This window comes from Bacteroidales bacterium (assembly GCA_014860585.1).
Taxonomy (GTDB): Bacteria; Bacteroidota; Bacteroidia; order Bacteroidales; family 4484-276; genus RZYY01.
This window is the reverse complement of the sequence record JACZJL010000178.1, coordinates 1-14,432: the sequence shown is the minus strand read 5'-3', so window position 1 is coordinate 14,432 and position 14,432 is coordinate 1. Positions and strand designations below refer to the sequence as shown.

The following is a 14,432-nucleotide window of genomic DNA, read 5'->3' as shown; positions in this document are numbered from 1 at the left end:
CTGTTTCCCATAGCAGTAGATATTCTTCCAGATGCTGTGGTATAATCTCCCATTGCAAGAGATGCATAACCGGAAGCTATGGGATTATTGCCAATGGCCACTGCATATTCATTAGATGCTTGTGCATCTCTGCCCATGGCGATAGAATAATCGGCGGTAGCATCTGAGGAATAGCCCGATGATGATGAAAAAGAGCCACTAGCTATTGTATAAGCTCCCATTGCTGTGGAATACGGTCCACTTGCTGTTGTGTTATTTCCCATCGCTGTAGAATAATCTGTAGTGGCTTTCGTATTATATCCCATTGTTGTGGAAAATGCTCCACTGGCTATTGTATAATATCCCATTGCTGTAGAAAGTGTACCGCTGGCAGTATTGTTGCCACCACTAAGAATAGCAGCTCCGATACCACTGGCCACCTGAGTGGCATCTAATCTATACAACTGCAAATCTACTGCTAAATTACCCCTCTTGTTGCCGCCTGCGGTGGTTCCATCAGGCTGCTGGGCGAGGATGGCACCCGTTCCTTTGGGCTGTAAAACAAAATCTACATTTGTTTCAGAATTATTAGGTGTAAATTTCACGCCGGCTCTTGAATCGTAAGTGTAATTGCTTTCATTGAAATTCACCAACGAAAGGTTTGTCCATGCCGAACCATCGTAATAGTAAAAACCTTCGGTTCCATCGTTCTGGTAAACCAGCAATCCTTTGGCAGGAAGGGCAATGGCCGTTCGCTGCGCTTCGGTCATCCGGGGAATCAAAAGTCCCTTTGTGGTTGAACTTACATCCAGCATGGCGCTGGTGTCGGGGTCATTTCCTGTGGTGTTGATGGCTACTCCTGTCTGGGCGTAGCTTTGCAGGCTGAATAGAAGCGCTGCTGCGAAAAGTAAAAGTGTACGTTTCATGTTAATTTGAATTATTGATTATTAATATTTTTGTTCTTTACATCAACTTTTTTCTTTCGATTCGTTCCCTCGCTTCATGCAATGCGATTTGTAGTTTTTGTTCCAATTTGTGGCGAGGTGGAAGTTCTGTCCAATATTCTGCAACGATAATTCCGTCTTTGTGCATTTCGAGCAATTCGATCTGTTCACGGCTTGTTTCGGCACATAAAATTAATCCAACAGGTTCGTTTTCACCTTCTTGCCGTTCATGTTTGTTCAGCCATTTCAGATACAGTTCCATTTGTCCTTTAAAACTTGCATGAAACTTATCAATCTTTAACTCAATGGCAACTAATCGTTTTAGTGTCCGGTGGTAAAAAAGTAAATCGAGATAAAAATCTTCGCCGTCAATGATCATTCGTTTTTGGCGTTCGATAAACGCGAAACCTTTTCCGATTTCTAAAATAAATTCTTCGATATCTTTCAGTATGGCATTTTCGATATCTTTTTCCAAATATCCGTCTTTTATGCCTAAAGAATTTAGAAAATACGGGTCTTTGAAAACATCACGCATGTCATTTTTATCGGACAGCAACTGACTATTGGCAATTTCTGTTCGTTCAAAGGTTTTATTCTTTATTTGTGTCCGCAACTCACGAATTCCCCACCCTTGCTTTGCTGCCTGAGCGGCATAAAATTGTTGTTTTTCAGGGGTGGTTATCGGGATAATAGCCAGAAAGTGCGACCAGCTTAAATATCGTGACAGTGTAACGACATTTTCAATGTCTTGAAACTTATCGGCAAATTGCAACATTCGGCGGAAATTTTTTTCTTCAAAATTGTTCCCGTACTTCTGCTGCAATTGTCGTGACAGTGCAACGACAATCTGTTTTCCATATTCGGCTCGTTGGTTATTCAGCACAAAAGCATTTACTCTTGTACCCACATGCCAAAACATTAGCACTACCCCGCTGTTTACATTTATTGCAACCTGCCTTTGACGGGTTTCGATTATTTCGACCAATTCAAAAAACAATTGCTTCTCATCGTTACTTACAATAGCTGATTTATTTGTCATATTTTTCTTTGCCAAATTTTTGCAATTTCATGTAATGTTATCTTTCCAACTTCCATTGTTTGATTAAGAACCGTTGTCCCAATGTATGCTTGCACTTTAGTAAGTAGTGGTAGTTCTTGAGCGGCAATGGCCGCCCGCTGAGCTTCGGTCATTCTGGGAATTAAAAGCCCCTTTGTGGTTGAACGTACATCCAGCATGGCGCTGGTGTCGGGGTCGTTTCCTGTGGTGTTGATGGCTACTCCAGTCTGGGCAAAGGTTTGGATGCCGAGAAGCAGCAAGGTTGCGAAGAGAAGAAGTTTATGTTTCATGTTCATTTGATTTATTGTTTTCTAGAATTTTCGATAGATTTTTATTTTTAAAAAGCCCGGATGGCGCGCACATGCTGCAAGGACGACTTTTCAATATCAAAGGGGGCACTTCCATTCGTAAAATCAATTGCAACAGCATTATTAGCACTTATCTTGGTAGAGCTCCAGTAGATTGTATTCTCAAAGCCACCGATTACAGATTTATTCAGATAAAGTTTTAATAATTCATTCCCGCTTGGAAGGAACCAATCGGAATAACCACTCAAAACGAGGTCGTAGCACAATCTGGCCGCGATTCCCGGCTCACTGCAACCTGTTACTATACTAAGTGTATTCGGTGCTCCTGCACCCAACACAATATTGGCATCTCCTACATTAGATCCCATGCAACCCCAACTTGCACCAGCACTTTGGTCACCCGGTGCAGCTATTAAGCCGTGTCTGACATTTTCATCATAGCCCGGATCTCCCGATTGAAGGAAATAGGCAATAATACCACCCTGATAGGTATCTCCAACATTGAGTGTATTGATGTTTTTGTCAACCCACTCTGGCCCTCCATTCCTAAATTCGAATACCTGGCCGTAAGTTCCTGCTTCAACCGTTACCCATGCAATACCATTCCAATATTGCATTTGTCCGGCGTTGGTGCCGGGTTCAACGGCATTACCCCATGAGGTTGTTCCATCGCCGGCGGTTTTTAGCACCTGCCCGCTTGTTCCCCTCGTGGTGGGAAAGGTAATGCTTGCATCAGTTCCATTTCCGTTTAATGTAAGTGAGCCGCCAATGGTGGTGTTGGCGTTTTTCAGTATGGTAAGTGCGTTGCTTTTGGTAACATCCGTAGCTCCGTTTCCAACCACAAAAAGACGGTCGGTGGCAATCCATTCGGTGGTGCTTGAAGGTGTATAATCACTATTATATCGTCCGAAAACGGTTTCATAGCCTGATGGGGCTGTTGTTCTGTTTCCCATTGCAGTAGCAATATAGCCTGAGGCTGTGGTATAATCTCCCGTTGCCAGCGATGAATAACCAGAGGCAATGGGGTTATTACCAATCGCAACCGAATTTTGGTTCGATGCTGTAGCAGATTTCCCGATTGCAACTGCATATTTTTTTGATGCAGTAGCATTTTCTCCCAGTGAAAAAGAAATATCATCTGTTGAGATACATTGAAAGCCAAAAGCCAATGATAATGCTCCGGATGCCTGGTTATGACTTCCAAAAGCAAATGAACCCATGCCAGTTGCTGAATTTGAACCCCCGTAGGAAAGAGAAAAGAGGTTGCTTGCCGTATTTAAAGAACCAATGGCTGTTGAAAATTTTCCGTTACTTGTATTATTATCGCCTACTGCAAATGAATTTTGACCACTCACTGTATTTCTGTATCCCAATGCATACGAATAAGCTCCGCTCACCTTATTATAAAACCCGAATACTGCACTGCCAACGCCACTTGCAACCTGCGAAGGATCATCTCTTACCATCTGAAAATCTACCGCATACTGCCCACGGTTGTTTCCGCCTGCTTCAGTTCCATCAGGCTGATGAGCCATGATGGCGCCGTTGCCTTTTGGCGAAAGCACCAGGTCAACATTGGTTTCGGCATTGTCTGCCTGTAGTTTTACCCCTGTTTTAGCATTGTAAGTATAGTTGGATTCATTGAAGTTGACCAGCGAAAGGTTTGTCCATGCCGAACCATCGTAATAGTAAAAACCTTCGGTTCCATCATTCTGGTATACCAGCAAGCCTTTGGCAGGAAGGGCAATGGCCGTTCGCTGCGCTTCGGTCATTCGGGGAATTAAAAGTCCCTTTGTGGTTGAACTTACATCCAGCATGGCGCTGGTGTCGGGGTCATTTCCTGTGGTGTTGATGGCTACTCCTGTCTGGGCATAGCTTTGGATTCCAAGGAGCAGCGCTGTTGCGAAGAGAAGTAGTGTACGTTTCATGTTAATTTGATTTGTTGATTTGTGATTGATATGTTTCAGGTGAAATGCCTTCGATGAGTATATAGGCTTCTATAAATTTCTTTGCGGAAGAGAAGCCTGATAAAGCGCCAATGGTTTTAATTTCCATACCCAGAACTTTTCCCGTAATGATCAAGTTTTTGGCGTATTTTACCCTGAATTCATCAAGGTACTGATCGAATGGTTTGGGGGATTGACTGAAAAAGATTTCAATATCCTTCTCCGGAATATTGGTGATCACTGAGAGATGATGCAGGCTGAAATCCTGCCTGAGAAAGGGCTGGTAATGCCGCATACAGAAATCTATTTTCGCGCCTGTGTTAGCCAGGTGATTGGCGTCGGAGTTTTCAGGAACCCCTATTTCATCTTCCGTGATCATAAATCTGCTCGTATTTAATGTTCGCCATACTGGATTGCTGAAACCAGGTACAAGACTTTATGAAACTGGCGCTATGACGGATCTTCAACCTTGTTTATATAATGGTTTGAGCTAATCCGGAAAATCAATTGCAAATATGGGATTGAAAGGAGGAAATAAGGATGTGCGAGTACACCTTAGTTGCATCGTTTTTGTAATAATGATGCAAGTTTTACAAGAATGTTATTTCTGACTGGTTTGGGTAAGGAAACTATGCGGAGAAATTCCTTTCATTTTTTTGAAAGCGTGAAGGAATGTATTGCGTGAAGAAAAGCCGGAAAGTATCCCGATGGCTTCCAGTGTCAGATCTGACGATTTACCTTCCATGATGAGGTTTTTGGCGTGTTCCACCCTCCATTGGTTTCGATAATCGCTGAAGGTTTTCTTTTCGACCTCCCTGAAATAATAGGCCAAATGATGAACGGGAACATGTATCAGAACTGAAAGCTGTGCAATAGTGAAATCGGGCTGAAGGTAGGGGTGCAATTCATGCATACACAATTCCGCTTTGTCGCGGATGTGCGTCAGGTAATCTTTTTCAAACCGGAATTCGGATTTGATTTTTTCATGTTTATTGACGGGTAAATCTGCCGGCAAATGTTGTTGATGAATTTCAAGGTTTTCAGGGATGCGGGGTAAACCATACAACACTTCAGGAAAAAAGAAAGGAGATAAAAATAAAATCATGAGACTGATCAGCGAAATCACTTTCAACCAAATCAATATGACAAATAGATTTGAGCCTTCCAATGTAAAACCAATAATTAATAAAGTATGACTGAAGACCAAAATCATCAATGAAACAAGCAGCACTGACAACCATTTAAACATAAAGCGCTGACCGGCAAAAATTTTTGTTTCCCATTTCCGCATCCGATATTTCATAAGCAGGATGAATGACCAGCATACGTAAACTAAAATCCACAGCGGTCGACTGATGAAAAGAAAAGTATAAGAGAATATGTGTGATAAGAGGGTTGGCTTGTAAAACTCCATTGCTTTGGTATCATTCACAATGGCTGTTGCCGCTTCCAGTTTATCTGACCAGGGAGCGAATAACTCAGGCAAGGCAGCCAAAAAGAAAACAACCATTGGGATCAGATGCCATAAGTCACTTTTTTTAAAAGCTGTCCGATCCTTTAAAATACTTCTGACATACCAGAATAGCAATGGGCCGATCAAATACATGATCGACCCAAAAATTGGTATCATCAATAACGAAAAACTAACAACAGCGACAGACTTTGAAGTTACAAGTACATACTGGTAGAGCAAATAAAGACTAACCCCAAGGAAAAACAGACTGAGGTAAACTGCGGAAGAAAATTTCCCTGCATTGAAATATAGCAGGATTAAAGATAAAAATAGCCCTACTATACAAAATGACAAAATCACCATTTCATTGATTTTGACAGCAAAAATAATTTAATTTCGGATTGAAAACCTTGCCTATGATAAGAAAGACTGGTAGTCAGTTTTTTTATCTGATCCGAAAAAGCGATAAAAATGAACCTTTGTACTTAAACACGGTTTCTACATTGCAAATATGTTCATCATTCCAACATCAACTTAAACACTTACAGTCATGACACAATTCAACACATCATCAACAGTACCCCCTTCAACAGGTTTTTTCGCCAGGCTGACAAGAACTTCGGCTTCGCCGGTTCAGACGCTGGGTGATCTCTATATCTATGAGAATGGGAAAGAGATTTACAAGTGCAAAACACTGGAACTGGCATGGAAAAACAACGAGCAAAAAACAAGTTGCATCCCAACTGGCAGATACAGCGTTGTCAAGCGATTCAGCGATAAATACAAAGATCACTTCCACCTGACCAATGTGCCCGGACGTTCGATGATTTTGATTCACTCGGGCAACCATTTCACCCATACCCTTGGCTGTATCCTTGTTGGAACAGCTCATACCGACATCAATGCCGACGGGCATCTCGATGTGGTTCAAAGTGGAGCAACCATGCAGAAACTTAATCAGATCCTTCCGGCTGCTTTTGAGATTGTAGTTGAGAACAAAGTGTAATTAGTGAATGCCAGAAAACTCCCGAAAATAGATTTTCAACAAGAATAGTTTTCGGCAGAGACCAATTACTCATACTTAATTGCATCTACCGGATTGGCCAGGCTGGCCCGCACGGTATGGAAACTGAGCGCCAGAATGCTGATGACAATGGAAAGTAAGCCTGAGACCAACACTGTGATTACAGAGATGCCATTGTGATAAATAAAGTTTTGATTGAGCCATGAATCGAGTTGCCAGATTGCCAGTGGAATAGCAATGATAAAGGCAATGATGATGAGGATGAAAAACTCCCTGTAAAGCAATCCCAAAATCTGGAGAAAAGATGCTCCCATCACCTTTCGGATTCCGATCTCGCGGGTTTTTTGTTCAGCGATGTAGGAAGATAAACCGAGAAGCCCCAGTAATGCAATGAAAATGGTTAAAAATGTCGCAATACCAAGCAACTTGCCCAATCTGAATTCCGCCTTGTATTGTTCTCCAAGTATGTCGGTCAGCATCTGGTAATCGAACGGACGTTTGGCATCAAACTCATTCCATTTTTCTTCGATAAAGGTGAGTGAATGCGTCAACTCGCCGGGTTTGACCCTGATCGAGAGACTACTTTTTTCGAATGGACCTAAAAACAACATGGCTGGCTGCACTTTATTATGTAATGATGTGAAATGAAAATCCTTGACTACTCCGATCACCTTTAGCATCCGGCCTCCCGAACGATCTATTCCTGCTCCCCAATGGATCTTTTTTCCAATCGGGTCGTCACCCCATCCATAAGCATCCACTGTGGCCTGGTTAACAATTACCGCTTCCTCGAAATCGGTTCCCATCTCACGATCAAAATCTCTTCCTTTGGCAAGCTGAATACCGTATGTCTCTAAGTAATCGTAATCAACCTGGTTAATTACCAGCACATCTTCGAGCATGGCAGTGTCTTTTTCGATTAAAACCACCTGCACCCAACCCGTTCGGGAGGGAATACCGGTGGAATTACTTACGGCCTCCACATTTGGATTGTTGAGTAACTCGGATTTAAAAGTCTCTGCCTTACTTCGAAATGTGGAATCCTGCAACTCAAGCACTACAATATTATCTTTGATGAAGCCCAGGTCTTTATTTTGCAAAAACCGCAACTGATCCGAAACCACGAGGGTGCCGATGATCAGCGAAATGGCAATGGCAAACTGAAAAACAACCAGTATTTTGCGGATAATGCTCCCTTTACGCCCTCCCTCAATACCACTTCCTTTGATGACAGTGACCGGTTTTACCGATGACAAATAGAAAGCCGGGTAAGTACCGGAGAGCAGCCCGATGATGAAGGTGACGGCGATAATAAACAAAAAGAGCATCGGGTTGGAAATCATGCTAAACGTTATGCTTTTCTCGGTAAGTAATGCAAAATCGCTGAGTAGGATATTCACCAGGGCAAGCGCCACTACAAGCCCGGCGAAAGCCATTAATACCGACTCGCTGATAAACTGAAGGATCAACTGGTTACGATGAGCCCCGGCCACCTTACGGATACCAACTTCACGTGCCCGCTTTTCCGATCGGGCCGTAGCCATGTTCATGTAGTTGATTGAAGCGATGAGCAGAATAAAAACGGCAATTGCACTCAGTATGTAAATATAGGTCATATTTCCCTTGGGGAGGTCGGAGGAATAATTGCCTTCGAAGTGTGTCCTGGTTAAAGGTGTGGATTGTAGTTTAAAGCTGGCATTGATGGCATCGCCGACTGATTTCATGTATTTCTCATAGAACCCGTCGAATTTCTCATGAATTTGCTCCATCCTGGCATTTTCATTCAGTAAGAGGTAAGTAAAAACGCCAATATTCCAAAACCGCAAAGGTTCCATGTTGTTGAAATTTTCATCCCCCCGCAACGCTGCAATTGTGTTCACTGAAAGCAAAGCATCAAATTGCAAATGACTGTTCATCGGGACATCCTCAATGATCCCAGTGACCTTGTAAGATCGCTGATTGCCGGTTTGAATCACTTTCCCCATAGGATCTTCTTCACCAAAATATTTTCTGGCAATGCTATTGGTCATCACAATCGAATAGGGCTCCGTGAGGCAGGATTTCGGGTTGCCGGCCAGCATCTTGTGGGAAAAGAGGTCAAAAACAGTGGAATCGGCAAAATAGAATCGCTCCTCATAAAATTCATTCTCTCCATATTTGATCAGGGTATTGCCAATATCCATGAACCTGCAGAAAGACTCAATTTCAGGGAATTCGAGCTTGAGCGCAGGCCCCATAGGAATGGGTACGATGGCAAAACGGTCGTGCTTGCCTGAGATGGTAAAATCGGATTCGATCCGATGCAGTTGATCCCTTTTTTCATGGTATTTATCATAAGAGACTTCATTTTGCACCCAAAGAAAGATGAAGATAAAGGCTGCGATGCCGATAGCGAGCCCCAATAGGTTTAACAAAGAATGAAACCTGTTTTTAGAAATATTTCTTATTGCACTTTTCAGGTAGTTTGCAAACATGGGTCATATTTTGAATTGGTTTTCAGTCAACTACAGAACAAATTGTGCCCTGATATTTTCAGTTACCACCTGGCCGTCGAATAATCTGACTATGCGGTGACTATACTCGGCATCGCGTTGGGAGTGGGTTACCATGATGATGGTAGTTCCGTTTTTGTTTAGTTCCGAAAGCAGGTTCATCACCTCTTCGCCATGCGCTGAGTCGAGATTACCGGTAGGCTCATCGGCCAGAATCAACTTTGGGTTGGCCACCACAGCACGGGCAACCGCAACCCTTTGTTGCTGTCCACCGGAAAGTTGCATCGGGAAATGTTTCTTGCGATGAATAATTTGCATCTGCTTGAGTGCAGCTTCCACCTTTTCGCGTCGCTCTGCTGATTTGTACCCCAGGTAAATCAGAGGTAGTTCAACATTTTCAAACACATTCAACTCATCGATCAGGTTGAAGTTTTGAAATACAAATCCAATATTATTTTTCCGGAGCGAAGCCCGCTGCTTTTCTGAAAATCCTGATACCTCTTTATCCAGGAAAAAGTACTCGCCACCTGTTGGGTTATCAAGTAAACCCAGGATATTGAGCAGCGTTGATTTACCACAACCCGATGGCCCCATGATGGCTACAAACTCGCCTTCTTTTACTTCAAATGAAACATTGTTCAATGCAGTTGTTTCTACTTCATCGGTGCGAAATACTTTGGTTAGATTTTCTGTCCTGATCATACAATGAGATTTAAATTGTTAAGGTTAAATTGATGTTCAAATCAAAATTTGGTTACTATTCAACGGTTAAATATTTCCATAAATATCTTCAGGTCCAGCCTGGTCTGCTCATCCAGTTCCTCCATCAATCGTCCCTGAATGGCGCCTTCGAGCGAGAGTAACATGTTGTAACAGGCGCCTGAGTCCATCATCTTGATCCTCATGAATGCGTTGCGGCTGCCCCTTTCGCGCAGTGTCTCCGGCGAATCAATGCCCGCTGCCAGCAATTTGGCTTCCAGTTGCGGATTGATATTGGGCAGATGCGAAAGCTTTTTCATTGCTTGAACTCTATCTTTCTGATTTTTCAAGATGAAATTTTCTCCATTTCAGGAAAGCAACTCAAGGGATTGAACACCTTAATTAAGTCTTCCTGAATCTCTTACTTCAACCAGGTCGTCATTTTCTATGCCAAACAAACTATAGCATTGGTTAGCAACTATATAAAAGCAGCCAATTCCAAATTACAAACCAGAGGTGTTCATTTTTCAAGCTTCAATGTACAGAAGTGAACAATCAGAATTATATTTGAAATCGTCTATTGAGGAATCTTGTAATAGATCTTCCCAACAATCCTCCAGCCCTCTTTAAACTTGTAAAGCAGTAGGTAATCGGTAAAAATCCGTTTCTCATTTCTGATCAAATCAAGCTTTACTGATGCAGCATCAACGGTGATATCAATTTCAAGGATGTCAGCCGACGTAATAAATTCCGGACCATCCGTATTTTGAGCTTTCCTTGTTTCGACCATCTCAATCCACTGCCCGATCGGGAGTTTCTGAATTTCGTTGTCTTTGGTTTTGGAAAGCAATTCAAAACTGGGATGAAAACCCGCTCTTATGGCCTCAATATCGCCCCAGTTCTGCAGACCTTCAACATATGCTGACTGGATTACAGTCCTTATGGCCTGTTCTTCTTCAGGCACATTTTCAGATTGAGCAACGGCAAACGCGCTAAAGACTGTTATCAGTAAAAACGCAAATACACTTTTTACACAGGAAAATCCAGTTGAATTCATAGTTTTTAAAATTTTGGTGAAAATATTGATTATTGGATTCTTCGTCTGAATGTAAGGGGAATGTTTTCATCTGTCGGAGCGCCGATTTCTACCAGCTCCCAGTCCCTGTCGTAGCTGGCAATCTTATGTTTGAGTACAGTTATTTTGTCTGCAGGGGGCACTCCGGCGCCTTCCCAGTTGATCAGTTCCACGCGGTATTGCATCGTTTTTTTACGCCCGTTGATGCTCACTTCGATATCCACGTTTTGTTCCGGCTCTAAATCGGGAATCAGAATTACGATTTCTCTCATGTGTTTAGTTTTTGATGGTTTGCAATTCACCATTCCCCTTCATTTCTATTTTCGTGCCATAATCCGTATAATGCTTATTTACTGTACTTTGTATCAGGTCATGATAGTACTTAAGTTTTTGTGTACGGTTTTTCTTAAGGTTACTTGTTCGGGATCGAACATAAAATTTGAATGGTATGATGCGGCCAAATTTATTCCCGCTGATCCCGCTGATCTTCTCTGATCAAAATACAAGACCACAACACCTTACAGAAAATATCTGTGTTGATCTGTGTGATCTGCGGGAGCTCTACGCAAAAAAAAAGACTGCCGAACAATCATTGCGGCAGCCTTTTCAATAAAGAATTTCTAATCGTTACTTCTTCTTTTTCTTATCGGATTTTTTATCCTTCTTTTTGCCTTTAACGGCTTTCTTAGCCACTTTTTCTTTCACAACTGCTTGCGCTGCAGCCAAGCGGGCGATCGGAACACGGAACGGTGAGCAGCTCACGTAGTTGAAGCCCAATGAATGACAAAACTCAACGGATGAAGGTTCTCCGCCATGTTCGCCGCAAATACCAATTTTGATGTGTTTGCGGGTCTTACGACCTTTCTTAACGGCCATCTGCATCAACTGGCCAACGCCTTCCTGGTCAAGGACTTCAAAGGGATCGTGCTTAAGAATTCCTTTATCAAGATAAACTTTCAGGAATTTGCCGGCGTCGTCTCTTGAATAACCAAAGGTCATTTGTGTGAGGTCGTTTGTTCCAAAGGAAAAGAATTCGGCTGATTGAGCGATTTCGTCAGCCAACAGCGCTGCACGAGGCACTTCGATCATTGTTCCAACCAGATGGTCAATGCTATCGTTGCGTTCTTCGAATACTTGCTTGATGGTGCTGCGCACGATGTCTTCCTGCATTTTCATCTCTTTCAGGTCGCCGGTAAGCGGGATCATGATTTCCGGTTTGGCATTGATACCGCGCTGTTTCAGATTGAGAGCAGCTTCGATGATGGCTCTGGCCTGCATTTCGGAGATTTCGGGATAGGTATTTCCCAAACGACATCCGCGATGACCAAGCATCGGGTTGAATTCGCTGAGTGAATCCACTTTAGCTTTGATCACACTTAAGTCAACACCCATCACTTTTGCCATCTCTTTCTGGCCTTTTTCATCATGAGGGACAAACTCGTGCAATGGTGGGTCAAGCAAACGAACGGTTACCGGGAGATCCTGCATGGCTTCGAAGATTCCCTCGAAGTCCTGGCGCTGGATAGGCAACAGTTTTTCAAGAGCAATCCTTCTTCCTTCCTCAGTTTCGGCGAGGATCATTTCGCGCATGGCAATGATGCGGTCGCCTTCGAAGAACATGTGTTCGGTGCGGCAGAGCCCGATGCCCTGAGCGCCAAAGTTGCGTGCTTTGATTGAGTCTTTAGGTGTGTCAGCATTAGTGCGTACGAGCATGGTTGAAACTGAATCGGCCAAAGTCATCAATTCGTTGAAGTCGCCGCTGAGTTCAGGATCAATGGTGCTGATTTTTCCTTCAAACACTTCACCAGTAGAACCATTCAACGAAATCCAGTCGCCCTCTTTCAGGGCGATACCATTGGATTCGAGGGTTCTGTTTTTGTAGTTAATGCGAATACCGCCAGCGCCTGAAACGCAGCATTTTCCCATTCCGCGGGCCACAACGGCAGCGTGTGAGGTCATCCCGCCACGGGCGGTCAGGATACCTTCTGCAGCGTCCATACCGCCGAGGTCTTCGGGTGAGGTTTCGATGCGCACAAGGATTACTTTTTTTCCTTCATTGGCCCATAGCTGTGCTTCGTCAGCATTGAAAACGATTTGTCCGGTAGCGGCGCCCGGCGATGCCGGTAACCCTTTCGCAATGACTTTACCTTTTTTCAGGGCAGATTTGTCAAACACCGGGTGGAGCAGTTCATTCAGCTTATTGGGTTCAATCTTCAGCAATGCCTCATTTTTGCTGAGTTTATTTTCGCGGTAAAGGTCCATGGCAATTTTCACCATGGCCGTTCCGGTGCGTTTTCCGTTTCGGGTTTGGAGCAACCACAGTTTACCATCCTGTATAGTAAACTCGATGTCCTGCATGTCGCGGTAATGGTTTTCGAGTTTGCGCTGGATTTTATGCAGTTCTTTGTAAGCTTTTGGCATCAACTCTTCGAGTGATGGAAAGTCTTTTGCACGCATTTCTTCTGAAATTCCCTGAAGTGCAGCCCACCTTAAAGAGCCTTCATGGGTAATCTGTTGTGGTGTTCTGATTCCGGCAACCACGTCTTCGCCCTGTGCATTCACCAGGTATTCACCATTGAACAGGTTTTCACCGGTAGCAGAGTCTCTCGAAAATGCTACGCCTGTAGCTGAGTTGTCACCCATATTACCAAAAACCATCGCCTGCACGTTCACGGCTGTGCCCCACTCGGCGGGAATGTTGTTTAATCTGCGGTATGTGATTGCACGATCGTTCATCCAACTGTTAAACACAGCCATGATTGAGCTCCAGAGTTGTTCCCATGGGTCGGTCGGGAAGTCCTGGCCGGTTTTTTCTTTGATGGCAGCTTTAAATCTGGCTACCAATTCTTTAAGGTTATCGGTGGTGAGGTCGGTATCTTTTTCAACCTTAACTTCTTCTTTCAATTGATGAATAATAATTTCAAACGGATCCTCCTCATCTTTTGATTCAGGTTTCAGCCCCATAACCACATCGCCGAACATCTGCACAAAACGTCTGTACGAATCCCATGCAAAACGATCGTTTCCGGTTTTGCGGGCGATTCCTTCAACCGCTTCATCATTCAAACCGAGGTTCAACACGGTATCCATCATACCCGGCATCGAAGCTCTGGCACCCGAACGGACTGAAAGAAGGCATGGATTTTCGGCATCGCCAAATTTCATCCCCATGATCTTTTCAACATTTTTGACGGCTTTTTTTACTTCGTCTTCAATGAGTTTCACAACATGGTCGCGGCCTTTTTCATTATAAATTGTGCATACTTCCGTGGTCACTGTAAACCCTGGAGGAACCGGCACACCGATCAGATTCATTTCTGCCAGGTTGGCGCCTTTACCTCCGAGCAAATTCTTCATTGTTGCATCGCCTTCGGCTTTACCGTTGCCGAAAAGGTAAACATACTTTTGTTTATTCTTACCCATAATTATTAAAAAATTTAAATTAAGTTACTTTG

The 14,432-nt window shown here is 43.4% G+C and carries 13 protein-coding genes; 1 reads left to right on the top strand and 12 read right to left on the bottom strand.

The window, feature by feature from the left end; genetic code table 11:
• The 6 genes from IH598_17215 to IH598_17190 form a co-directional block, all read right to left on the bottom strand.
• Window positions 1-905 (bottom strand): hypothetical protein (locus tag IH598_17215; GenBank protein ID MBE0640257.1); only part of this gene is annotated, 905 nt, incomplete at its 3' end.
• A 37-nt stretch (window positions 906-942) separates the two neighbouring features.
• Complete coding sequence (locus IH598_17210) at window positions 943-1,962, bottom strand: DUF1016 family protein (protein ID MBE0640256.1); 1,020 nt, start codon at window positions 1,960-1,962, stop codon at window positions 943-945.
• Entirely contained in the window at window positions 1,959-2,270 is a 312-nt protein-coding gene (locus IH598_17205; protein MBE0640255.1) for a hypothetical protein, read from the bottom strand. The genes IH598_17210 and IH598_17205 overlap by 4 nt, the downstream gene beginning before the upstream one ends.
• Before the next feature lie 47 nt (window positions 2,271-2,317).
• Entirely contained in the window at window positions 2,318-4,216 is a 1,899-nt protein-coding gene (locus IH598_17200) for a DUF1566 domain-containing protein (GenBank protein MBE0640254.1), read from the bottom strand.
• A gap of 1 nt (window position 4,217) precedes the next feature.
• A complete protein-coding gene (locus IH598_17195; GenBank protein MBE0640253.1) occupies window positions 4,218-4,613 on the bottom strand; it encodes a hypothetical protein in 396 nt (131 codons plus the stop codon).
• A 222-nt stretch (window positions 4,614-4,835) separates the two neighbouring features.
• Entirely contained in the window at window positions 4,836-5,840 is a 1,005-nt protein-coding gene (locus IH598_17190; protein ID MBE0640252.1) for an AraC family transcriptional regulator, read from the bottom strand.
• 397 nt (window positions 5,841-6,237) lie between these two features.
• Between IH598_17190 and IH598_17185 the strand changes: the two genes are divergently transcribed.
• Window positions 6,238-6,693: a hypothetical protein gene (locus IH598_17185; GenBank protein MBE0640251.1), complete on the top strand. Its 456-nt coding sequence runs from the start codon at window positions 6,238-6,240 to the stop codon at window positions 6,691-6,693.
• 65 nt (window positions 6,694-6,758) lie between these two features.
• On the opposite strand, the gene IH598_17180 is transcribed toward IH598_17185, so the two are convergent.
• From IH598_17180 to IH598_17155, 6 genes are all read right to left on the bottom strand, one after another.
• Window positions 6,759-9,125 carry an ABC transporter permease gene (locus IH598_17180; GenBank protein MBE0640250.1) on the bottom strand — a complete coding sequence of 789 codons (2,367 nt, stop codon included), beginning with the start codon at window positions 9,123-9,125 and terminating at the stop codon, window positions 6,759-6,761.
• Between the two features lie 90 nt (window positions 9,126-9,215).
• On the bottom strand, window positions 9,216-9,905 hold the full coding sequence (locus IH598_17175) for an ABC transporter ATP-binding protein (GenBank protein MBE0640249.1): 690 nt from the start codon (window positions 9,903-9,905) through the stop codon (window positions 9,216-9,218).
• Between the two features lie 59 nt (window positions 9,906-9,964).
• On the bottom strand, window positions 9,965-10,222 hold the full coding sequence (locus tag IH598_17170) for a TfoX/Sxy family DNA transformation protein (GenBank protein ID MBE0640248.1): 258 nt from the start codon (window positions 10,220-10,222) through the stop codon (window positions 9,965-9,967).
• A gap of 257 nt (window positions 10,223-10,479) precedes the next feature.
• Window positions 10,480-10,959, bottom strand: coding sequence for a nuclear transport factor 2 family protein (locus IH598_17165; protein ID MBE0640247.1), 480 nt, complete (start codon window positions 10,957-10,959; stop codon window positions 10,480-10,482).
• Window positions 10,960-10,988: 29 nt separating this feature from the next.
• Window positions 10,989-11,249: a hypothetical protein gene (locus IH598_17160; GenBank protein MBE0640246.1), complete on the bottom strand. Its 261-nt coding sequence runs from the start codon at window positions 11,247-11,249 to the stop codon at window positions 10,989-10,991.
• A gap of 355 nt (window positions 11,250-11,604) precedes the next feature.
• Window positions 11,605-14,400, bottom strand: a complete 2,796-nt coding sequence (locus IH598_17155; GenBank protein MBE0640245.1) for a pyruvate, phosphate dikinase — start codon at window positions 14,398-14,400, stop codon at window positions 11,605-11,607.
• Window positions 14,401-14,432: the final 32 nt, after the last annotated feature.

Excerpts from the sequence above, each read along its gene's own strand:
- IH598_17210 (MBE0640256.1), bottom strand. The coding sequence starts at position 1,962 with ATGACAAATAAATCAGCTATTGTAAGTAACGATGAGAAGCAATTGTTT.
- IH598_17165 (MBE0640247.1), bottom strand. The coding sequence starts at position 10,959 with ATGAATTCAACTGGATTTTCCTGTGTAAAAAGTGTATTTGCGTTTTTA.
- IH598_17160 (MBE0640246.1), bottom strand. The coding sequence starts at position 11,249 with ATGAGAGAAATCGTAATTCTGATTCCCGATTTAGAGCCGGAACAAAAC.
- IH598_17155 (MBE0640245.1), bottom strand. The coding sequence starts at position 14,400 with ATGGGTAAGAATAAACAAAAGTATGTTTACCTTTTCGGCAACGGTAAA.
- IH598_17185 (MBE0640251.1), top strand. The coding sequence starts at position 6,238 with ATGACACAATTCAACACATCATCAACAGTACCCCCTTCAACAGGTTTT.
- IH598_17200 (MBE0640254.1), bottom strand. The coding sequence starts at position 4,216 with ATGAAACGTACACTACTTCTCTTCGCAACAGCGCTGCTCCTTGGAATC.
- IH598_17195 (MBE0640253.1), bottom strand. The coding sequence starts at position 4,613 with ATGATCACGGAAGATGAAATAGGGGTTCCTGAAAACTCCGACGCCAAT.
- IH598_17205 (MBE0640255.1), bottom strand. The coding sequence starts at position 2,270 with ATGAAACATAAACTTCTTCTCTTCGCAACCTTGCTGCTTCTCGGCATC.
- IH598_17170 (MBE0640248.1), bottom strand. The coding sequence starts at position 10,222 with ATGAAAAAGCTTTCGCATCTGCCCAATATCAATCCGCAACTGGAAGCC.
- IH598_17175 (MBE0640249.1), bottom strand. The coding sequence starts at position 9,905 with ATGATCAGGACAGAAAATCTAACCAAAGTATTTCGCACCGATGAAGTA.
- IH598_17190 (MBE0640252.1), bottom strand. The coding sequence starts at position 5,840 with ATGTATTTGATCGGCCCATTGCTATTCTGGTATGTCAGAAGTATTTTA.